At 69.2% G+C, this 19,445-nt stretch carries 22 protein-coding genes; 1 reads left to right on the top strand and 21 read right to left on the bottom strand.

Annotated features, from left to right (window positions below; all coding sequences use genetic code 11):
* From ACIBI5_RS49895 to ACIBI5_RS49970, 16 genes are all read right to left on the bottom strand, one after another.
* Positions 1 to 2,051 (bottom strand): DNA-directed RNA polymerase subunit beta (locus ACIBI5_RS49895; RefSeq protein ID WP_397258175.1); only part of this gene is annotated, 2,051 nt, incomplete at its 3' end.
* Positions 2,052 to 2,487: 436 nt separating this feature from the next.
* On the bottom strand, positions 2,488 to 2,985 hold the full coding sequence (locus ACIBI5_RS49900) for a hypothetical protein (protein ID WP_397258177.1): 498 nt from the start codon (positions 2,983 to 2,985) through the stop codon (positions 2,488 to 2,490).
* Positions 2,982 to 3,485 carry a hypothetical protein gene (locus tag ACIBI5_RS49905; RefSeq protein WP_397258178.1) on the bottom strand — a complete coding sequence of 168 codons (504 nt, stop codon included), beginning with the start codon at positions 3,483 to 3,485 and terminating at the stop codon, positions 2,982 to 2,984. The genes ACIBI5_RS49900 and ACIBI5_RS49905 overlap by 4 nt, the downstream gene beginning before the upstream one ends.
* Positions 3,482 to 4,651 (bottom strand): MCE family protein, encoded by a 1,170-nt coding sequence (locus ACIBI5_RS49910; RefSeq protein ID WP_397258179.1) that lies wholly within the window; start codon positions 4,649 to 4,651, stop codon positions 3,482 to 3,484. The genes ACIBI5_RS49905 and ACIBI5_RS49910 overlap by 4 nt, the downstream gene beginning before the upstream one ends.
* Complete coding sequence (locus ACIBI5_RS49915) at positions 4,648 to 5,628, bottom strand: MCE family protein (protein ID WP_397258181.1); 981 nt, start codon at positions 5,626 to 5,628, stop codon at positions 4,648 to 4,650. The genes ACIBI5_RS49910 and ACIBI5_RS49915 overlap by 4 nt, the downstream gene beginning before the upstream one ends.
* Positions 5,625 to 6,614 carry an MCE family protein gene (locus ACIBI5_RS49920; protein WP_397258183.1) on the bottom strand — a complete coding sequence of 330 codons (990 nt, stop codon included), beginning with the start codon at positions 6,612 to 6,614 and terminating at the stop codon, positions 5,625 to 5,627. Before ACIBI5_RS49920 ends, ACIBI5_RS49915 begins: the two co-directional genes overlap by 4 nt.
* On the bottom strand, positions 6,605 to 7,597 hold the full coding sequence (locus ACIBI5_RS49925; RefSeq protein ID WP_397258184.1) for an MlaD family protein: 993 nt from the start codon (positions 7,595 to 7,597) through the stop codon (positions 6,605 to 6,607). The genes ACIBI5_RS49920 and ACIBI5_RS49925 overlap by 10 nt, the downstream gene beginning before the upstream one ends.
* The gene (locus ACIBI5_RS49930; RefSeq protein ID WP_397258186.1) at positions 7,594 to 8,652 is read right to left on the bottom strand and encodes an MCE family protein; all 1,059 of its coding nucleotides are present in this window, start codon (positions 8,650 to 8,652) and stop codon (positions 7,594 to 7,596) included. Before ACIBI5_RS49930 ends, ACIBI5_RS49925 begins: the two co-directional genes overlap by 4 nt.
* Entirely contained in the window at positions 8,649 to 9,428 is a 780-nt protein-coding gene (locus ACIBI5_RS49935) for an ABC transporter permease (protein ID WP_397258188.1), read from the bottom strand. Before ACIBI5_RS49935 ends, ACIBI5_RS49930 begins: the two co-directional genes overlap by 4 nt.
* Positions 9,428 to 10,156: an MlaE family ABC transporter permease gene (locus tag ACIBI5_RS49940; RefSeq protein WP_397258189.1), complete on the bottom strand. Its 729-nt coding sequence runs from the start codon at positions 10,154 to 10,156 to the stop codon at positions 9,428 to 9,430. Before ACIBI5_RS49940 ends, ACIBI5_RS49935 begins: the two co-directional genes overlap by 1 nt.
* Before the next feature lie 74 nt (positions 10,157 to 10,230).
* Entirely contained in the window at positions 10,231 to 11,232 is a 1,002-nt protein-coding gene (locus tag ACIBI5_RS49945) for an ABC transporter ATP-binding protein (RefSeq protein ID WP_397258191.1), read from the bottom strand.
* 370 nt (positions 11,233 to 11,602) lie between these two features.
* Positions 11,603 to 11,995 carry a 50S ribosomal protein L7/L12 gene (gene rplL / locus ACIBI5_RS49950; protein WP_379614572.1) on the bottom strand — a complete coding sequence of 131 codons (393 nt, stop codon included), beginning with the start codon at positions 11,993 to 11,995 and terminating at the stop codon, positions 11,603 to 11,605.
* A gap of 67 nt (positions 11,996 to 12,062) precedes the next feature.
* Positions 12,063 to 12,587, bottom strand: coding sequence for a 50S ribosomal protein L10 (gene rplJ / locus ACIBI5_RS49955; RefSeq protein WP_379614574.1), 525 nt, complete (start codon positions 12,585 to 12,587; stop codon positions 12,063 to 12,065).
* A gap of 249 nt (positions 12,588 to 12,836) precedes the next feature.
* Positions 12,837 to 13,682, bottom strand: a complete 846-nt coding sequence (locus ACIBI5_RS49960) for a DUF1396 domain-containing protein (protein WP_397258193.1) — start codon at positions 13,680 to 13,682, stop codon at positions 12,837 to 12,839.
* Positions 13,683 to 13,792: 110 nt separating this feature from the next.
* Entirely contained in the window at positions 13,793 to 14,566 is a 774-nt protein-coding gene (locus ACIBI5_RS49965) for a maleylpyruvate isomerase family mycothiol-dependent enzyme (protein ID WP_397258194.1), read from the bottom strand.
* A gap of 41 nt (positions 14,567 to 14,607) precedes the next feature.
* Positions 14,608 to 15,543 carry a helix-turn-helix domain-containing protein gene (locus tag ACIBI5_RS49970; protein WP_397258196.1) on the bottom strand — a complete coding sequence of 312 codons (936 nt, stop codon included), beginning with the start codon at positions 15,541 to 15,543 and terminating at the stop codon, positions 14,608 to 14,610.
* A gap of 70 nt (positions 15,544 to 15,613) precedes the next feature.
* Here ACIBI5_RS49970 and ACIBI5_RS49975 point away from each other — a divergent pair, with 70 nt between their 5' ends.
* Positions 15,614 to 15,943: a cupin domain-containing protein gene (locus ACIBI5_RS49975; RefSeq protein ID WP_379630511.1), complete on the top strand. Its 330-nt coding sequence runs from the start codon at positions 15,614 to 15,616 to the stop codon at positions 15,941 to 15,943.
* A 207-nt stretch (positions 15,944 to 16,150) separates the two neighbouring features.
* Here the strand turns inward: ACIBI5_RS49975 and ACIBI5_RS49980 are convergent, their stop codons facing one another.
* The 5 genes from ACIBI5_RS49980 to secE all read right to left on the bottom strand — a co-directional run bounded on the left by ACIBI5_RS49980 (position 16,151) and on the right by secE (position 19,372).
* Complete coding sequence (locus ACIBI5_RS49980; RefSeq protein WP_397258198.1) at positions 16,151 to 16,555, bottom strand: DUF2690 domain-containing protein; 405 nt, start codon at positions 16,553 to 16,555, stop codon at positions 16,151 to 16,153.
* A 373-nt stretch (positions 16,556 to 16,928) separates the two neighbouring features.
* The gene (gene rplA / locus ACIBI5_RS49985) at positions 16,929 to 17,648 is read right to left on the bottom strand and encodes a 50S ribosomal protein L1 (RefSeq protein WP_184958103.1); all 720 of its coding nucleotides are present in this window, start codon (positions 17,646 to 17,648) and stop codon (positions 16,929 to 16,931) included.
* Between the two features lie 64 nt (positions 17,649 to 17,712).
* Complete coding sequence (gene rplK, locus ACIBI5_RS49990; protein ID WP_184958104.1) at positions 17,713 to 18,144, bottom strand: 50S ribosomal protein L11; 432 nt, start codon at positions 18,142 to 18,144, stop codon at positions 17,713 to 17,715.
* A gap of 109 nt (positions 18,145 to 18,253) precedes the next feature.
* Positions 18,254 to 19,087: a transcription termination/antitermination protein NusG gene (gene nusG / locus ACIBI5_RS49995; protein WP_397258200.1), complete on the bottom strand. Its 834-nt coding sequence runs from the start codon at positions 19,085 to 19,087 to the stop codon at positions 18,254 to 18,256.
* Positions 19,088 to 19,126: 39 nt separating this feature from the next.
* Positions 19,127 to 19,372: a preprotein translocase subunit SecE gene (secE, locus tag ACIBI5_RS50000; RefSeq protein WP_397258202.1), complete on the bottom strand. Its 246-nt coding sequence runs from the start codon at positions 19,370 to 19,372 to the stop codon at positions 19,127 to 19,129.
* Positions 19,373 to 19,445 lie beyond the last annotated feature (73 nt).

Raw genomic sequence — 19,445 nt, forward strand, 5'->3', positions numbered from 1 at the left:
TCGGCGATCACCTGGTTGACCTCGACCCGGTCGCCTTCGACGACGATGGGCTTCTGGTTGAACGAGGTGCCCTGGTTGGAACGCTTGAACTTGGCGACACGGTAAGTCGTGCGGGTGCCGTCGTCGTTCATCACGGTGACGTAGTCGGCGGAGACCTCCTCCACCACACCGGCCTTCTCGGCGCTGATGACGTCGCCGGCGTCGGTCGCGGCACGGTACTCCATGCCGGTTCCGACCAGCGGCGCCTCGCTCTTCAGCAGCGGCACCGACTGCCTCTGCATGTTGGAGCCCATGAGCGCGCGGTTGGCGTCGTCGTGCTCCAGGAAGGGGATCATCGCCGTGGCGACCGACACCATCTGGCGCGGCGACACGTCGATGTAGTCGACTTCCTCGGCACGCGCGAGTTCGGTCTCGCCCCCCTTGGTGCGGACCAGGACGCGCGACTCGGCGAAGGTGCCGTCGGCGTTGAGCACCGTGTTGGCCTGCGCCTTGACGAAGCGGTCCTCCTCGTCGGCGGTCAGGTAGTCGACCTGCTCGATCACCTTGCCGTCGACGACCTTGCGGTAGGGCGTCTCGACGAAGCCGAAGGCGTTGATCCGGCCGTAGGAGGCCAGCGAGCCGATCAGGCCGATGTTCGGGCCTTCGGGAGTCTCGATCGGGCACATCCGGCCGTAGTGGGACGGGTGCACGTCTCGGACCTCGAAGCCGGCCCGCTCACGGGACAGACCACCGGGGCCCAGCGCGGACAGACGCCGCTTGTGCGTCAGGCCGGCCAGCGGGTTGGTCTGGTCCATGAACTGCGACAGCTGCGAGGTGCCGAAGAACTCCCGGATCGAGGCGACGACCGGGCGGATGTTGATCAGGGTCTGCGGCGTGATCGCCTCGACGTCCTGCGTGGTCATCCGCTCACGGACGACGCGCTCCATGCGGGCCAGGCCCAGGCGGACCTGGTTCTGGATGAGCTCGCCGACACTGCGCAGACGACGGTTGCCGAAGTGGTCGATGTCGTCGGTCTCGACGATCCGGTCGCCCTGGGCGCTCGGCATCGACTCCTCGCCCGCGTGCAGGCGGACGATGTACTCGATCGTGGAGACGATGTCGTCCTCGGTGAGGGTGCCCTGCGTGATGTCGCTGTCGACCCCGAGCTTCTTGTTGATCTTGTAGCGGCCGACCTTGGCGAGGTCGTAGCGCTTGGGGTTGAAGTACAGGTTCTCCAGCAGGGTCTGCGCCGACTCCTTGGTCGGCGGCTCGCCCGGACGGAGCTTGCGGTAGATGTCGAGCAGGGCGTCATCCTGGCCGGCCGTGTGGTCCTTCTCCAGGGTGGCCCGCATCGACTCGTACTGGCCGAAGCGCTCGAGGATCTGTTCGGTGGTCCATCCCAGTGCCTTGAGAAGCACGGTGACGGCCTGCTTGCGCTTGCGGTCGATGCGCACACCGACGCTGTCGCGCTTGTCGATCTCGAACTCCAGCCAGGCACCCCGCGAGGGGATGACACGGCAGTCGAACAGGTCCTTGTCCGAGGTCTTGTCGACACTGCGGCCGAAGTAGACACCCGGGGACCGGACCAGCTGGGAGACGACGACACGCTCGGTGCCGTTGATGATGAAAGTGCCCTTCGGCGTCATGAGCGGGAAATCGCCCATGAACACCGTCTGGCTCTTGATCTCGCCAGTGGTGTTATTGATGAACTCCGCCGTGACGAACATCGGGGCGGAGAAGGTCATGTCCTTGTCTTTGCACTCATCTACTGAGTACTTGGGCGGCTCGAACCGGTGGTCGCGGAACGACAAGGACATGGTCCCCGAGAAGTCCTCAATGGGACTGATCTCTTCGAAGATCTCTTCGAGGCCCGACTGGGTCGGGACGTCCTTGCGCCCGGCCTGACGAGCCGCCTCAACCCGGGCCTTCCACTTCTCGTTGCCCAGCAGCCAGTCAAAGGACTCGGTTTGCAGGGCGAGAAGATCAGGAACTTCGAGGGGCTCCTGGATACGCGAAAACGAAACGCGATTGGGACCAGCGGGTACGGCGGAGGCGTTGCGCGAGGCTGCCAACAGATGTCCTTCCGAGGGCTCGCGGCGGACTGACTACACGCACGCCAGACAACCTCGCAACGTGAGCAAGCATCGCGGGTCGTCAAAGGGCAGCGCAAAGGGGCAGTGTAGCCGAACGGCACACGCCTGTCCACTTCGCTCTCGCTGCATGCTCCACGTTGGTCGCAGCATCGCCCGTTCGGACGCAAACGTCAAGCCCACAACCCCGACTTTCCGCCGGGTCGAGGCCGCGACGCTGGGATTTCTCCCCTGCGTGATCGGGCGCCTACCGTCAGGCCCAAGACGATACCCGCGAACGGGGACGGCTAACGCTCCGTCACACCGAGGGTCGAACCCATGCCGACAACCGGTGTAGCAGTGACTGGGATACCCCTGGGCAAGGACTCGCTAAACCTGAATTTTGATAACAATTGAAGGACGCGCCGCGCCCGGGGCCTCAGGCGGTGCCCAGCAGCGTCGACAGGTCGGCGACCAGCCACCGGCCCGCTGTCCTGATCATGACGAACCTGGCGCGGTTCTGGGTGATCTGTTGCTGGGGCTCGGCCTCGCCCGGCAGCTCCTTGACCGTACCCGTGTTGACGAACAGGAGAACCTCTACCCGGTCGGGTTCCGCGCGCTCGACGGCCGCCCCGGCGACCGCGGTCGTCTGGACGGTCTTCTGGGCCTTGGCGGTCGGCACGAGGGTGGTGGCCAGCTCCTTGTAATGGACGGTCAGCTGGCCCGTGGTGTGCTCGCCGGCCCGCGCCAGGTCCTGCTCGATCGTGCGGTGGTTGTACGACAGCAGGTCCGGCGCCACGGCCTTGGCGGCGGCCATGGCCTCGACGCCCGCGGACCGCCCGTCGCGCAGGTGCCGCAGATCCGTCCACATCACCCACAAGGCCACCGACAGCCCCAGGACGAGCGCCGCCAGCACCCCGATCGCCACGGCCTTCACAGCACCTGCACCGCCTTCGACACCAGCCAGACCCCGCCGACCTTGGTCACATCCATCGACCAGCGGTAGAAGCGCTCCTGAGGGGCGTTCTTGGAGCCCTCCCAGCGGATCTCGACGTCCGCCACCACCAGGACCTTGGCGACGCCGCCCGTCATGGACTCCAGCCCGCGGGCGCGCAGCACGCCGTGCTGGACGACCTTGTTGGTGATCGTGGTCTCCTTGAGCCGGGCGGCGTTGGCGGTGTACTCGGCCCGCGCGGCCCCGGTCGAGGTCGCCAGGATGCGCCCGAGGTCGGCGTCGACGGTCTTGTAGTTGAGCGAGAGCAGGTTGACCGCGTGGGTGCCAGCCGCGTCGAGCGCGGCGGCCCGGTCGTCGTCCGTGGCCTGCTCGCCGCGGAGCTCGCCGCTGACCCACAGCGCGAACCCGCCGAGCACCACCGCCAGCACCCCGAGCACGATGATCGTCAGCCAAGCGGCGGACCGAGAGGCGGTGCCTGTCATGTCCGCTCCTTCCTGATCGCCGGATCATTACCCGCGAGCCACTCTTCCAGACCGGGGATCGACGGCGGTACGCCCGGCGGCGGCACATCCGCGCCCCCGCGCACACCGGTCGGCGAGCCTTCCGGCTCCGTGCAGGTCGCGCGCGGGTCGACCGCCTTCACCCGGGTGTCCTGGGGATGGCGGCGGCGCACGTCCTCGTAGCCGCGCGTGCACGGCGGCGGCACGTTGAGGTTGAGGTTGAGCCCGAAGTGCAGCCCGTCGCGGCCGACCACGGTGAAGGCCCCGGCCACGCCCGCCGGGTAGCCGATGAGCAGCTGGCGCAGCGCCGCCACCCGGGCCGAGACGGTGCGCCCGCCGACGATGAGGTTGCCCAGCAGCGGCCGCAGGTGCGGTTCGAGCCCGTCCACGAGCTTCTCCGCCGAGCGCGCCGCGGGCGTTGTGGCGTCGATCGTGCGCTCCAGGTCCGCGGAACCCTCGCGCAGCGAACCGGTCAGCGAGGCGAGGTCGCGCGCGAACGCCTTCAGGTGGCCGCCCTCGGCCCGCTGCGTGCGCAGCACCGTCTCCCCCCGCTCGATCAGCGTGACCGTCTCGGGCAGGACCTCCACGGCCGCCGCCGTCAGCTCCTCGCCCGCTGTCAGCAGCCGCCGCAGGTGCGCGGCGTTGCCGCCGAAGGCCTGTTCCATCTCGGTCACGACGGTCTCGGCGTCGCGCGGGTCCACCGACGTCAGCAGCCGCTCGGCGTCGCCGAGCAACTGGGCGGTGGTGATCGGCAGCGCGGTGCGCCCTCTGGCGATCGTGTCGCCTTCCTTCAGGTACGGCCGCGCCGTACCTGAAGGCTGGAGGTCGAGATACTGCTCGCCCACACCCGAGCGGTTGGCGACGACGGCGAGCAGCCCCGTGGCGGGCACCGGCGGCTCGCGCCGCAGGCGGAGCACGGCGCGCACCCCGTCGGCGGTGAGGGAGAGCGACTCGACGCGGCCGACCCGCACGCCGCGGTAGGTGACCTCGGCGTGTTCGAACAGGCCGCCGGCCTCGGCCAGCTCGACGCCGACCCGGTAGGCGGGCTCGAACAGGTCGGCGCCGACCCGCGCGTAGCGGACCAGCGTGTACGCGGTGGCGGCGAGGCTGATGGCGAGGAAGGCGGCCAGCTTGATCCGCAGGCTCATCGCGGGCTCCCGCCGATGAGGTTGTCCAGGGTGGTGGAAGGGGTGAGGTCCACGGTGACGTCGACGTTGCCGTAGTCGCCGCGCAGCAGGCCGGTGGCCGAGCCGGGGAAGGGGAAGGTGAGCGCGGTGCCCAGGTTGGCGGCGATCTCGCGGCGGGCGCGGTCGAGCTCGGCCAGCAGCGCGCGCAGGTGGGCGAGGTTGGCGAGGGTGTCGTCCTGGGAGCGGGTGACGACGCGGGTGGCGGTGCGGCCGAGGCGGGCCAGGGCGGTGAGCATGCGGGTGAGGTCGGCGCGCTGGCGGCGCAGCTGCTTGACCGCGGGGCCGATGTCGGTGGCGACGGCGCGCAGGGTCTGGCGCTGGGCGGCCAGGGTGGCGGTGAGCCGGTCGAGGTTGCCGATGAGGCGGACGATGTCGCCCTTGGAGCCGTCGAGCGCGGCGGCGAACGCGTCCAGGCGGCGCAGCAGGTTCCTGACGGTGCCGGTGCGGCCGTCGAGCATGGCGCCGAGTTCGGTGTTGATGGTGGCCAGTTGTTCCAGGCCGCCGCCGTTGACCAGCAGCGAGGCGGCGGCGAGCACCTGCTCGACCTCGGCGGTCCGGGTGGTGCGGCTCAGCGGGATGCGTCCGCCCAGACGGCCGGTGCCGGAGGGGACCAGCTTGACGAACTTCTCGCCGAGCAGGCTCGTCTGGGAGATGGCGGCGCCGGTCCCGGCGGGCAGCGCGGCGTCGGCTCTGACCGTGCAGGTGACCTCGGCCCGCCAGCCGGCGGCCAGTTCGATCGCGGTGACCTTGCCGACGGTGACGTCGTTGAGTTTGCACAGCGAGTGCGGGACGAGGTCGAGGGCGTCGGCGAACTCGATCGTCACCGCGCGCGGGTTCTGCCCGAGGTCGGCTCCGCCGGGCAGCGGGAGCGACTGGACGCCCTCGAAACCGCAGCCGGCGGCCAGCAGCAGGGCCGTGATCGCGACGGGTGTCTTCACGGAGCCAGCCCTCCGAGGGTGCGGTCGGGCATCTGGACGGAAGCGGGCAGCGGCACGAGGTTCTGGACGATCGCGTCGAACCAGCGGCCGTTGCCGACCGCGTCGGTGAACTGCCGGGTGAAGGGCGCCAGCAGCCGCAGGGAGCGGTCGAGGCTCTCCTCGTTGCGCCGCAGCAGTCCGGCGAACTCCCGCAACTGCCGCAGAGCGGGCTTGAGCGTGGTCCGGTTGTCGGCGATCAGGCCGTCGATCTCCGCGGTCAGCTCCAGGGTGTTCGTCAACAGGCTGTGGATGACGGCGCGGCGGGCGGAGATCTCGCGCAGCAGGAGGTCTCCGTCCTTGATCAGGGCGCGGAGCTCCTGGTTGCGGCCGGCCACGAGGCCGGTGACCGTTTCGGCGTGCCGTACCAGATCGTGGAGTTTGTCGTCGCGGGAGGCGACGGTCCGCGAGAGGCGGCCGAGGCCGCGCACGGAGGCGCGGATCTCCTCCGAGGAGCCGTCGAGGGTCTGGGCGAGCGTGTCGAGCGCGCTCTTGAGCGCGCCCGCGTCGATGCGGGCGGCGCTGCCGGCGAGGTCGCCGAGGGCGGGCATGATCTCGTACGGCACGCTGGTCCGCTCGACCGGGATGGCGCGGTCGAGGCGGCCGGGACCGTGGGGTTCGAGCTGGACGTGATGGGAGCCGAGCAGCGTCGCCAGCCGGATGTGCGCGCGGGTCCACGAGCCCAGCGGCACCTCCCGCTCCAGGCGCAGGCCGACGCGGACGTGCGCGCCCTCCAGTTCGACCTCGCTCACCTCGCCGACCTTCACCCCGGCCACGACGACGTCCTCGCCCGGCCGCAGCCCCGCCGACTCGGCGAAGGCGGCCGTGTACACGGTGCCGGTCTTCAGCTGGGGTACGGCCAGCACACCGGCCACCAGCGCCGCGGCGGCGGCCAGGCCGGCGATGCCGAGCGGGAGCGGATCGCGGTGGCGGAAGGGGGTCAGCGGCATCGGCGGCTCTCGTTGACGATCTTCGGCGTGGTGGTCGCGCCCGCCCGGACCTCCAGGGAGCAGAGGTAGAAGTTGAACCACGAACCGTAGGAGACGGCCCGGGTGAGCTGGTTGAGCCGGATCGGCACGTCCTTGATGGTCTTGTCGATCAGCGCGCGCTCCTCGTTGAGCGCGGCGAGGAAGCCGTCGGCGTGGCGGATTCCGGCCTTGAGGTCGGGCCTGGCGCGCTCGGTGAAGCCCGCGGTGACGCCGGCGAGCCGATCGAGTGCGGTGAGGGAGTCGCCGATGGCCTTGCGGTCCTCGGCCAGGCCGCTGACCAGCGACCGCAGGTCGGCGACGAGCTCGCTGTAGGCGTCCTCGCGGCCGGCGATCTCGGCGAGCACCGCGGTGAGGTTGTCGATCACCCGGCCGATGACGGCGTCGCGGTCGGCGAGCGTGCCGGTGAGCGAGGCGACATGGCCGAGGAGGCTGTCGACAGTGCCGCCCTCCCCCTGGAGCACCTGGACGATCTGCCAGCTCAGCTTGTTGACGTCTTCCGGGCGGATGGCCTTGAGCAGCGGGCGGAAGCCGTTGAAGAGCGCGGTGACGTCGAGCGCCGGGCGGGTGTCGGTGATCAGCTCGCCGGGCCGCAGCGCGCCGGGTCCGCCGCGGCCGGTGGACAGCGCGAGATAGCGGTCGCCCACCAGGTTGCGCCAGCGGATCGCGGCGATGACGCCGCGGGGCAGCCGGGTGCGTTCGAGGACGGTGAAGGAGACCTCGGCGCGCGTCCCGGTCAGCGCGATCTCCTGCACGCGGCCCACGCGTACGCCCGCCGCCCGCACGTCGTCGCCCGGCCGCAACCCGGTGGCGTCGGTGAACACCGCGCGGTAGACGCTCGCCGCGGCGAACTGCGTGCCGGAGATCGTGATCGCCAGCATGGCCACGCACAGGGTCGTGGCCAGTCCGAACAGCCCGAGCTTGATCGCCGCCTTGAGCGTGGTCATCGCAACATCAGCCCCGCCAGGTCCTCGGTGCCGTCGGCGAACCGCACCCCCGGGAAGGGCACCCTCGGCCGGGGCAGGCCGTAGCAGCGCGGGCCCCTGGTGTCGCGGTAGGCGGGCGCGTCGGCCCCTTCCCTGTACGGCGGCGCCGGCCTGACCAGCTCCAGCACCGCCTTCACCCGCCCGTCGCCGAACGCCTCGTCCAGCAGCGGCCGGAGGCGGTCAAGCCCCTGGAACACGCACGGCACGGTCGGCGCGTAGCGGGCGGCGAGGTCGAGGGCGGGCCGGGACACATGCTGGAGCCCCACCAGGCCGGTCTCGTTGACCGTCAGCAAGGTGTCGGCCTCGCCCGCGCTCCTGGTGACCGCGCGGGCGAGCCGGTCGATCTCGGCCTCTCGGCCGGTGAGCGTTCTGCTCAGCGCGGCGGAGCCGGCCAGGGTGCGCAGGAGGTCGGGGGCGGCCTGGCCGTACAGGTCGGTGACGTCGGCGAGGGCGGAGAGGTCGCGGCGGATCGCCGGGAGGTGGGGGGTGAGCCGGGTGAGGTAGTCCTCGGCCTTGTCCAGGGTGGCGCCGGTCCTGGCGCCCCTGCCCTCCAGGGCGGTGGCGAGCGCGGTCAGGGTGGTGGCCAGCCGTTCCGGGTGGATGCTCCGCAGCAGCGGCAGCAGCCGGTCGAGCACCTGCGCCACCTCGACGGCGGCGGCCGGGGCGATCAGGCGGTCGCCGTCGCGCAGCTCGGAGGTCGGGGTCGCGGGCGGGACGAGGTCCACGTACTTCTCGCCGAAGACGGTCTTCGGCAGGAGCCTGGCCGTGGCGGCGCGGTCGACGGGGTGGTCGAGGGCGAGGGTGAGCTCCGCGCCTCCGGTGGTGGCCTTCAGGGCGGTGACCTCGCCGACGATGACGCCGCGTACCTTGACGTCGGCGCGCGGGCCGAGCTGGAGACCGGCTCTGGGGGCCGACAGGGTCACGACGGTCGCGCCGGAGAACACCTTGAAGTACGCGGCGGCGGTCACCGCTGTGAAGGCGGCGATCAGGGCCAGCAGGGCGGCGCCGTACTTCATCCGGCCAGCCGTACCGTGGTCGTGGTGCCCCAGATGGCCAGGCCGAGCAGGACGTTGGCCACGTTCACCGCGACCAGCACCGCGCGCACCGCCCGCCCGACCGCGACGCCGACGCCCGCGGGGCCGCCGGAGGCGTGGAAGCCGTAGTAGCAGTGCACGAGGATCACCAGCATGGCGAACAGCACCACCTTGCCCAGCGACCAGAGCACGTCGTAGGGCACGAGGAAGAGGTCGAAGTAGTGGTCGTAGGTGCCGGTCGACTGGCCGTAGAGGACGGTGGTGATCAGGCGGGTGGCGACGTAGGAGGCGAGCAGGCCGAGGACGTACAGGGGCAGCATGGCGGCGAACCCGGCGATCAGCCGGGTGCCCACCAGGAACGGCACCGAGGGGATCGCCATGACCTCCAGCGCGTCGATCTCGTCGCTGATCCGCATCGCGCCGAGCTGGGCGGTGAAGCCCGCCCCGACGGTGGCCGACAGGCCGATGGCGGCCACGATGGGGGCGATCTCGCGGGTGTTGATGTAGCTGGAGAGGAATCCGGCGAAGGCGGAGGTGCCGATCTGGTCGAGTGCGGTGTAGCCCTGCAGGCCGACCTCGGTGCCGGCGAAGAAGGTCATGAACGCGACGATCGCCATCGTGCCGCCGATGACGGCCAGGCCACCGGTGCCGAGGCTCACCTCCGACAGCAGCCGCAGGATCTCGGCGCGGTAGCGGAGCGCGCGCGGCAGCTGGAGGAAGGCCTTGGTGTAGAACTCGCCCTGCTTGTCGAGTGACATCACCACACCGCCGCGCTGATGAGGAAGTTCTCGGCGAACAGGACCATGGCCGCGAAGACCACCGTCTGGTTGACGGCGTCGCCGACGCCCTTGGGCCCGCCGGCCGCGGTCAGCCCCTTGAAGCAGGCGATCATCCCGGCCGTGGCGCCGAAGACGAGCGCCTTGACCGCGGAGATCCACAGGTCCGACAGCTCCGCCAGGGCGTTGAACGACTGCAGGTACGAGCCGGGCGAGCCGCCTTGGGCGATCACGTTGAACAGGTAGCTGGCGATCAGGCCGACGGTGGTCACCAGGCCGTTGAGCAGGGGCGCGACGACCGCGCACGCGGCCACCCTGGGCACCACGAGGCGGTGGAGCGGGTCGATGCCGAGCACCTCCAGCGCGTCGATCTCCTCGCGGATCCTGCGCGCGCCCAGGTCGGCGCAGATGGCGCTGCCCGCCGCGCCCGAGATCATGAGCGCGGTCACGACCGGGCCGGCCTCGCGCACGATGCCGAGCACGGCGGTGGCGCCGGTGAACGACTGGGCGCCGAACTGGCGGATCAGGTTGCCCGCCTGGAGCGCGAGCACGGCGCCGAACGGGATGGACACCAGTGCCGTGGGCAGGGCGCTGACGCCGACGATGAACCAGGCCTGCTGCAGGAACTCCCGCCAGTGGAAGGGCCGCTTGGGCACGGCACGCAGGGTGTCGAGCGTGAGCGCCACGAACGCACCGCTCGCCCTGATCACGTGTCGCTTCCTTTCGAGTGCGGAGAGTAGTTGTTCTGGGCCGCGAAAAAGGGTGGTCCGTCCATGCGCGGGGGCTACCTGACGCCGTTGAGATGGGCGCTGACCAGCCGAGGGTACTCCTCCAGCCAGTTGCGCCCGCGGTCGTCGATGAACGAGCCCTGCGGCGGGATCACCCCGTGGGCGGCCAGCCAGGAACCGGGCGGCTGCTGGCTGCGGCGCACCCGGTTGCCCGTGGGCATGAGCTGTGGCGGGATCGGCGGCAGCGCGCCGGGATCGTGGCCCATCTGGGCCTCGGCCTCCAGCTCGGAGACGTCCTTCTCCTCCGACATGCCGATCGGGCCGTGGCGGCGCGCGTTGAGGAACTGGCGCACGACCGGCTCGTCGCTCGACAGCAGCATCTCGCGCGGGCCGAACATCACCAGCTCCCGGCGGAACAGCAGCCCGATGTCGTCAGGCACGGTACGGGCGGTGTTGATGTCGTGGGTGACGATGAGGAACGTGGCCTCGAAGTCGGTGTTGAGATCGACGAAGAGCTGGTTGAGGTACGCGGTGCGCACCGGGTCGAGCCCGGAGTCCGGCTCGTCGACGAGGATGATCTCCGGATCGAGCACCAGCGCCCTGGCCAGGCCCGCGCGCTTGCGCATGCCGCCGGAGATCTCACCGGGCAGCTTGGACTCCGCGCCGAGCAGGCCGACGAGCTCCATCTTCTCCATGACGATCTGGCGGATCTGGGTCTCGCTCTTCTTGGTGTGCTCGCGCAAGGGGAAGGCGATGTTGTCGAACAGGCTCAGCGAGCCGAACAACGCGCCGTCCTGGAAGAGCACCCCGAACAACCGGCGCAGCTCGTAGAGCTTGTCCTCGCTGCAGTTGGCCAGGTCGTAGCCGTCGATCCAGATGTGGCCGCGGTCGGGACGCAGCAGGCCGACGAGCGTCTTGAGGAAGACGGACTTGCCGGTGCCGGACGGGCCGAGCAGCACCGAGATCTCGCCCGCGGGCAGCGTCAGCGAGACGTCCTGCCAGATGACCTGCCGACCGAACGATTTGGTCAGCCCCTCGACCACGACTTCGACGCCCACCGGTCACCTTCCGCGAGCATGGGGTAACGTGACGCACACTTTACTTTCAAGTTCCCATCACGTTAGCCGTGTTCCGTGGAATTGGAACAGATTCTAATAACTTGTTACTGGCCGGTTATCGGGGTCTGGTCAGGTCGAACCATCCACCGCGTGGCCGCGCCCCACCAGGCAGTACGCCGCCAGGCACGGCACCAGCGGCAACGCCCCAAGAGCGGAGTGCCCTCACGGCCATCGCTCGACGGGGGCCGCTGACTGCGGCGGGGCGGGTGGGGTGGCGGGAGCCGTAACGGAAGGGTGGGTTGGGCGGGAGAGCGAAAGAGGCGGCACACCCGGCACCTGGGTGTGGCCGCCTCTTTCGGAAGCGTGAACGTTACTTCACGGTGACGCTGGCGCCGGCGCCCTCGAGGGCAGCCTTGGCCTTCTCCGCCTGCTCCTTGTTAACCTTGCTCTCGAAGACCGACTTCGGAGCGCCGTCGACCAGGTCCTTGGCCTCCTTGAGGCCGAGGGAGGTCAGCGCGCGGATCTCCTTGATGACCTGGATCTTCTTGTCGCCGGCGGCCTCGAGGATGACGTCGAACTCGTCCTGCTCCTCAGCGGCGGCCTCGCCACCACCGGCGGCCGGGGCGGCAGCGGCGGCGACGGCGACCGGGGCGGCAGCCTTGACGTCGAACGTCTCCTCGAAGACCTTCACGAACTCGGAGAGCTCGAGAAGGGTCATCTCCTTGAACGCGCCGAGCAGCTCGTCGGTGCTGAGCTTCGCCATGTTTTCCTCCGTATGGGATGTGCTTTAAAGGTGGATCGGGACCGCGGTTAAGTGCGGCAACCCCCAGCTACTCGCCGGCCTCCGCGCGCTTGGCGCGCAGGGCTTCGGCCAGCTGAGCCATGTTGGTGGGCAGCGCGGCGAACATGGCGGCAGCAGCGGACTGCTTCGCCTTCATCGCGCCGGCCAGCTTCGCGAGGAGAACCTCGCGCGACTCCAGGTCGGCGAGCTTGGTGATCTCCGTGGCGTCCAACGTCTTGCCGTCGAGGACACCGCCCTTGATCACCAGGAGGGGATTGGCCTTGGCGAAGTCACGCAGACCCTTGGCAGCCTCGACGACGTCGCCGCTGACGAAGGCGATCGCGGTCGGGCCGCTGAGCAGGCCGTCGAGGCCCGTCAGACCGGCCTCGTTGGCAGCGATCTTGGTGAGGGTGTTCTTCGCCACGGCGAACTTCGCATTCCCACCGAGTGCAACGCGCAGCTCCTTGAGCTGAGCGACGGTGAGACCGCGGTACTCGGTCAGAACGGCTGCGCTGCTTCCTACGAACTCGTTCTTGAGCTCGGCGACCGCGCTCGCCTTATCCGGCCTCGCCATGGGCCTCCTTCCAGGATGTTCCGCCGGAGAAGGCCCAGAAATGAGAACAGCCCCGGGCGCAGGGCGCACGGGGCTTCACACACACTCATCGTGTGGGGAAACTCGTATCACACCTGCGCGGGCCGTCCGCAAGAAGCGGATCCTTCGGTCACCAGGACTGGCCAAGGTGACAACCGGCGGTCTTCGGCAACGACCAGACTACGGGCTGGTCGCCGAGTTTCCAAATCGATGTTCTCTTGTGGGTTGTCGCTACGAGTTCGACGGGGTCGGCTGCGGGACGTTCGACGGCATCTCGCCGACCTGGTCCGCGGGCGGAGTCTGGATGTTGACGGGCTCGTTGAAGCCCTTGAAGAACAGGGTGGCGTCGAGCTTGCCGCCCTGCTTCTCCCCGTTGAGCTGGAGCTTCGCCGGAAGGCCCTGGCCGTCGACCCAGATGTCGAACTTGACGTCCTTCAGCTCGGCCATGTTCTCCTTGGCCCGCTGCTGCTCGTCGGCCGGCAGCAGCTGCACCGCCGCCTCGACCGGGAACGTACCGCTGAAGTGGGTCGTGTCGACGCCGTTCACACTCTCGGTGCCGACCTGCTTGACATCCTTCGAGGCGGTGACCATCTTCGTGACCGCCGCCAGGTCGAACTGCTGGACCTGCGCCAGATACTGCTGCACCTCACCGCGGCTGTCGGCCTCACTGAGCGAAACCTTGATCCACGGCTTGGTGGCTCCGACGAGCTTGTTGAGGGCGTCGACCTTGACGTAGACGACGTCGCCCTGCAGGACCGCCCTGGCCCCGCCCGGCAGCTCGCGATCGCCGAATCCCGCCGTGTCCACGGTGAGATCGATCGCCAGCGTCGGCTTGCCCTGGTAGAGCATCCGGCCCTGGAGCTTCCCGTTCTGCCCGTTGGGGTCCGTCGCGTTGACCACCGCGTCAACGGTGTAGCTGGAAACCTGCTCGGTCTTCTGCGCAGCCTGCGTGAGCACCTCCGAGGCGGCCAGGTTGACCTGGATGGGCTGCGCCGTCGATCCACAACCTGCTACCCCGGCCACCACCATCGCGGCAGCAGCCGCGGCGGCAGCGAGAGAAAACCTACGCTTCACCATGCCTCCGACCCTATGTGGCTAATCACCGATCTGGCGGCTTCCCCGCACAAACCCAGGGAAACCTCGGGGGAATCCCCTAGATCTGCACAACACCTCCACATCTGCTGCGGTCAGATGGGCGGTGCCAGCTCGAAGTAGCGATCCAGCAGCTTGGGATCACCGGAGACGGCCAGCCGGTCGGCGGGGATCCGCTGCCACAGGAACAGCATCAGCTGCGAAGCCGTACCCGCGACCTCAAGGTCGGGAGAACCCTCATCAAGCAGCTCATCCCCCTCGAAGCGCACCGTCCACGCCCCTTCGTCGCACACGAACCGGAAGGTCTCCCCCGCCCCCGGCGGGGCCTTCTTCAACGCCCGCCGAGCCGGAACCATGACCTCGAACGTCTGCGTCACGGCGTCCGCGGCCATCTCGGCGTTCATGTCCCCCGGCTCGCCGACGGCGTTCTCCGCGTCCCACCGATGGATGGCCGCCTCGATCGTCTGCATCCGCGACCAGAACCCGGCCGTCCGCTCCGCCGACCACGTCCACACCCGCTCGTCCGGGCCGGTCCCGGCGAACACGTCCTCCAGTACGGCGGCGCCCTCCGCGAACCAGTCGACCAAGCCGACCGGCAACACCCCGAGGCTCGGCGTCCGCCCCGACAGCGGCCACCCCTCGGTGTCGGCGGGCAGCAGGTGCGCCAGCCCGCTGGGATCCGGCGGCTGCGCGAGCCGCTCCTCGATGACCGCCGTCACCACCCGGTGCACGCCCGACAGGTGCATCACCAGGTCGGACATCGTCCACCCCGCACAGGACGGAACCGGCGGCGCCTCCCGCCCCGCCACCCGCCGGCACGCGGCCTCGAACGCCTGGACCTCGCGATGAAAATGAGCGACGTAGTCCATGCCCTCCACTCTGGCACGCGTGTCCACACTGCTGGCCACTCCTATCCGCCGAAGGTCCGTCGGTACGCGGCCGGGGTGGTGCCGAGGCGGGCGTGGAAGTGGCGCCGCAGGTTCACCGCCGACGACAGCCCGACGCGGGCGGCGATCGTCTCGACGGGCAAGGGGGTCCGCTCCAGCAGTTCGCGGGCGGCGTCCACCCGCTGGGCGAGCAGCCACTGACCAGGACTGACCCCCAGATCGGCGACGAAACGACGCGCGAACGTCCGCGGCGACAGTCGGGCCCGCCGGGCCAGATCCCCGACCGTGAGGGGCTGGTCGAGCCGCCCCGCCGCCCAGTCGAGCACCGCACCCAGCGACCCGTCACGTTCGCGCACCGGCGCCGGCCGCACGAACTGCGCCTGCCCGCCCTCCCTGCGCGGCGGCATCACCATGTGCTGGGCGATCTCCGTGGCGTAGGCGGCGCCATGGTCGTTCCTGACGATGTGCAGGCAAAGGTCAAGCCCCGCGGCGGTCCCCGCCGACGTCGCCACATCGCCGTGATCGACATAGAGGACGTCGGGATCCACCGTCACATCCGGATACCGCAGCGCCAGTTCCTCCGTCCGCCGCCAATGCGTGGTGGCCCGCCGCCCGGTCAGCAGCCCGGCCTCCGCCACCAGGAACGCCGCCGAACAAATGGACACGATCCGCGCCCCACGGCGGTGCACCCGCCGTACCGCGTCAACGATCTCCCCGGGAACGTCGTCCGCCTGCCAGCCCGGGATCACCACGGTGTCCGCGCTCTCCAGCGCCTCCAGCCCGTCGCCCACCCCGATCGTGTAGCCGCCGAGCGTGGGCACCTGGCCGGGTTCGAGGGCGCAGATGCCGAAGTCGTAGCGCGCGGCCATCCCCGGCCGCCGCAGCCCGAACACCTCCGTGACACACGCCAGCTCGAACGGCGCCTGCGGAGGATGTACCAGCGCGACCACTCTGATCATGGCAGCAATATACCTAGAGATGACATTCCAGCCACTTTCTCCTCGGTACGCCACCCGCCACGATGGGCCCATGCCAGAAATCCCGAAGCTCACCCACGTGGCCATCGACACCGTGGAGACCAGCGACATCGCCCCCGGCATCGTCCGCCGCGGCCTGCCCGGCGGCGCCCTGGCCGCCCGCGCCTTCGACTTCGCCCCCGGCACCACCTGGCCGGAACCCGACCACCACGCCACCGACGAACTCATCTACGTGGCCGAGGGCGAACTCCTCGACAATGGCCACACCTTCCCCGCCGGATCCTTCCTCCACTACCACCCCGGCTCCGTACACCAGCCCGGCACCCGAACCGGCACCCGCATCCTCGTCTTCAGCCTCCCCCACACCACCCCCACAGACTGACCCACCCAAGCGACCATCTCCCCGCGACTGTCTTCGTGCACCTGGTACGGCGCCACGCCGAGCAAAGGGTCAAGGACGGCGCCTGCCCGGCGTCGGCCCCGGCTTCGTCGCCGGCCTGGTCCTGCATACCGGCGCCGACACCTTCTCCTTCGGAGACAGGATGCCGGCCGTACCCGTGAGCGCGTTGTGGCAGACGGGGATCGGCTCTTAGAAGAGGGCCTGGCCCACCGTCGGCCTCGCGCAGACGGAGGTGTTCTCGAAGCAGGCTTCCGCCGGACGCGTGCCGTCGACCATCTTCGTCCACGCGACATGGTGGACCATGTTCTCCAGCAGCGGTGAGCCGTTGTTGTTCCTGACGTAGATCCTGCGGTCCAGCGGCGCACCGATCACGGTGGCCCACTTCGCCCTGCAGGAAGGGCTGTAGTACCCCTGCAGCAGGCGGTCGCGGAACCACACCTCCGCGATCGGCCTGGCGTCCTTGTCGCACCCGGTGGTGAGCGGGTCCTTGTTGAAGCATCCTGCCCCTGTGCACGCGGGCGCCGCGGCGGCCGCCATCGCCGGGTGCGACCCGGACAGCAGGGCCGCGACGACGAGACCGGTAGCGATGTTCATGACGCGCATGACTCCCCCAGACACGAGATGATCACTCAGTGTTGCCGCTCAGGAGCATAGAGCAATAGTGATCTTGTCCGAAGGACTCGGGCCGTGACACCTCCTCACGACCGCCGCGGAGTGCCTCGAACAGCCGTCAAGGCCCGATTCCCGCATACAACCGGCCTGCGCGGGTTCTTCCGGGGCCACCAGGCCGCATGGCGCTCCCCCTCCGAACTCACGCTCTACGACTCTCGGCTGGGCAAGCGAGCACCGCCCATGCGCGAGGCGCCCGCACGAAAGCGCGAAGGCCCGAGCCTGTAAGGCCCGAGCCGGCAAAGCAGAAGGCCCCGCCGTACAACGGCAGGGCCTTGAGCGGATGCAGCCAGTACGGCTAGCCGTCCAGCTCCGCGGTGAGCCCGCGGGTGGCGTTGGGGTCGACCGGGACGCCGGGGCCCATGGTGGTGGAGAAGGTGACCTTCTTCACGTAACGGCCCTTGGCGGCCGACGGCTTGAGACGGAGCACCTCGTCCAGCGCGGCGGCGTAGTTCTCGATGAGCTGGCGCTCGGGGAACGACGTCTTGCCGATGATGAAGTGCAGGTTCGCCTGCCGGTCGGTGCGGAACTCGATCTTGCCGCCCTTGATCTCCGTCACGGCCTTGGCGACGTCGGGCGTCACGGTGCCGGTCTTCGGGTTGGGCATGAGGCCACGGGGACCGAGCACGCGGCCCAGGCGGCCGACCTTGCCCATCAGGTCGGGGGTGGCCACGACGGCGTCGAACTCGTTGAGGCGGTTGCCCTTGGAGATCTCGTCGATGAGCTCGTCGGCGCCGACGATGTCGGCTCCGGCCTCGCGGGCTGCCTCGGCACGGTCACCGGTCGCGAAGACCAGGACCCGGGCGGTCTTACCGGTGCCGTGCGGGAGGTTGACCGTGCCGCGCACGATCTGGTCGGCCTTGCGAGGGTCGACGCCCAGTCGGAGCGCGACCTCGACGGTCGCGTCGAACTTGGTGGTGGTGGTCTCCTTGGCCAGCTTGGCGGCTTCGGCCGGAGAGTAGAGCTTGTCGCGGTCGACCTTGGCCGCCGCGTCCTTGTGCGCCTTGCTGCGCTGCATGGCTATCTCCTGTGGTGGAGTCTGTGGTGCGGGCCAGCGCGGCCCTTCCACGGTGGTCGGAAGGTTAGTCGGCGACGGTGATGCCCATCGACCGGGCGGTGCCGGCGATGATCTTCTCCGCTGCTTCGACGTCGTTGGCGTTGAGGTCCGGCATCTTGGTCTCGGCGATGCTGCGGAGCTGCTCGCGGCTGAGCTTGCCGACCTTCTCCTTGTGCGGGACCGCGCTGCCCTTGTCGAGGCCCAGGGCCTTCTTGATCAGCTCAGGCGCCGGGGGCGTCTTCGTGATGAAGGTGAAGCTACGGTCTTCGAAGATGGTGATCTCAACGGGGATGATGTTGCCCCGCTGAGCCTCCGTCGCAGCGTTGTACTGCTTGACGAAGTCCATGATGTTGACGCCGTGGGGACCGAGGGCGGTACCGACGGGCGGGGCCGGGGTGGCCTGACCAGCGGGGAGCTGGACCTTGACCAAGGCCGCGATCTTCTTCTTCGGAGGCATTTTTCCTACTCCGGGTCCTGATAGGTGATGTGTTCGGCCGGGTACCTGGCCGAACATGTCGGAAGGCCGCCCTTCGCGAGAGACGGCCAGCCGAACGACTCAGTGTATGTCAGATCTTGGAGACCTGGTTAAACGACAGCTCGACCGGGGTCTCGCGGCCGAAGATGGAGACCAGCACCTTGAGCTTCTGCGACTCGGGGCTGATCTCGCTCACCGAGGCGGGCAGAGTGGCGAACGGACCGTCCATGACGGTGACCGACTCGCCGATCTCGAACTCGACCGTGGGGCCGGCGGACGCCTTGGTCTTGGTCTGCTTGGCCTCTTCGCTCGGCTCCGGGGCCAGCAGCTTGGCGACCTCGTCGAGGCTGAGCGGGGAGGGCTTGTTGGACAGGCCGACGAAGCCGGTCACACCGGGCGTGTTACGCACGGCGGCCCAGGACTCGTCGGTCAGCTCCATGCGCACCAGGACGTAGCCGGGCAGCACGCGCTCCTTGACCGGGACCTTCTTGCCGCTCTTGAACTCCTGGACGGTGTGCGTGGGCACCTCGACCTGGAAGATGTAGTCCTCCATGTTGAGCGAGACGTTGCGGCTCTCGATGTTGGACTTCACCCGGTTCTCGTAGCCGGCGTAGGAGTGGATGACGTACCACTCGCCGAGCTGACCACGCAGCGACTGCTTGAACTCCTCGACCGGGTCGACCTCCGGGACGTCCTCGTCCTCGTCGTCGTCTTCCCCGGCCTCGTCGTCTTCGCCGGCCTCCACCTCATCGACGGCGGCGGGAACCTCATCGTCGTCGTCCTCGGCCTCATCGACCTCATCGGCGGCAGGAGCCTCGGCGACGACATCGTCGTCGGCGGGCTCGGCAGCCTCGTCAGCGGCCTCTTCCGGCTCGGCGTCCCACTCTTCGCGGGGCTCGTCGGCCGGGAATGAAGACTCGGACACGGTGACATTTCCTCTTTCGTCGAATCGCGTGGCGAAGGGTTATTCCCCGCCGAAGACGCGGATGACACCCCAGCCCAGGGCGGCGTCGAGGCCGTAAACGATCCCAACCATGATCAGAACGAATACCAGAACGACCGTGGTGTAGGTGATGAGATCCTTGCGTGTCGGCCAGATGACCTTACGCAGCTCGTTGACCACCTGCCGGTAGAAAAGGGCAGGAGATGTGCGGGTCTTCTTCTCGCCACTAGGCTTGCCTGCGGTCTCGCCGCGCGTGTCGATCGCCACAGTCCTCACCTGATCCGTCGTATCCAACGCAGATTGCGGCGCGCTTTCACGCCAAGCTGCGCGGACCGCACTC

It is taken from the genome of Nonomuraea sp. NPDC050540 (assembly GCF_044457485.1).
In the GTDB taxonomy this organism is placed as follows: Bacteria; Actinomycetota; Actinomycetes; order Streptosporangiales; family Streptosporangiaceae; genus Nonomuraea.

Excerpts from the sequence above, each read along its gene's own strand:
- ACIBI5_RS49975 (WP_379630511.1), top strand. The coding sequence starts at position 15,614 with ATGCCAGAAATCCCGAAGCTCACCCACGTGGCCATCGACACCGTGGAG.
- ACIBI5_RS49970 (WP_397258196.1), bottom strand. The coding sequence starts at position 15,543 with ATGATCAGAGTGGTCGCGCTGGTACATCCTCCGCAGGCGCCGTTCGAG.
- ACIBI5_RS49935 (WP_397258188.1), bottom strand. The coding sequence starts at position 9,428 with ATGTCACTCGACAAGCAGGGCGAGTTCTACACCAAGGCCTTCCTCCAG.
- ACIBI5_RS49930 (WP_397258186.1), bottom strand. The coding sequence starts at position 8,652 with ATGAAGTACGGCGCCGCCCTGCTGGCCCTGATCGCCGCCTTCACAGCG.
- ACIBI5_RS49960 (WP_397258193.1), bottom strand. The coding sequence starts at position 13,682 with ATGGTGAAGCGTAGGTTTTCTCTCGCTGCCGCCGCGGCTGCTGCCGCG.
- rplJ (WP_379614574.1), bottom strand. The coding sequence starts at position 12,587 with ATGGCGAGGCCGGATAAGGCGAGCGCGGTCGCCGAGCTCAAGAACGAG.
- ACIBI5_RS49910 (WP_397258179.1), bottom strand. The coding sequence starts at position 4,651 with ATGAGCCTGCGGATCAAGCTGGCCGCCTTCCTCGCCATCAGCCTCGCC.
- ACIBI5_RS49920 (WP_397258183.1), bottom strand. The coding sequence starts at position 6,614 with ATGCCGCTGACCCCCTTCCGCCACCGCGATCCGCTCCCGCTCGGCATC.
- ACIBI5_RS49965 (WP_397258194.1), bottom strand. The coding sequence starts at position 14,566 with ATGGACTACGTCGCTCATTTTCATCGCGAGGTCCAGGCGTTCGAGGCC.
- rplL (WP_379614572.1), bottom strand. The coding sequence starts at position 11,995 with ATGGCGAAGCTCAGCACCGACGAGCTGCTCGGCGCGTTCAAGGAGATG.
- ACIBI5_RS49905 (WP_397258178.1), bottom strand. The coding sequence starts at position 3,485 with ATGACAGGCACCGCCTCTCGGTCCGCCGCTTGGCTGACGATCATCGTG.
- ACIBI5_RS49980 (WP_397258198.1), bottom strand. The coding sequence starts at position 16,555 with ATGAACATCGCTACCGGTCTCGTCGTCGCGGCCCTGCTGTCCGGGTCG.
- rplK (WP_184958104.1), bottom strand. The coding sequence starts at position 18,144 with ATGCCTCCGAAGAAGAAGATCGCGGCCTTGGTCAAGGTCCAGCTCCCC.
- ACIBI5_RS49925 (WP_397258184.1), bottom strand. The coding sequence starts at position 7,597 with ATGACCACGCTCAAGGCGGCGATCAAGCTCGGGCTGTTCGGACTGGCC.
- rplA (WP_184958103.1), bottom strand. The coding sequence starts at position 17,648 with ATGCAGCGCAGCAAGGCGCACAAGGACGCGGCGGCCAAGGTCGACCGC.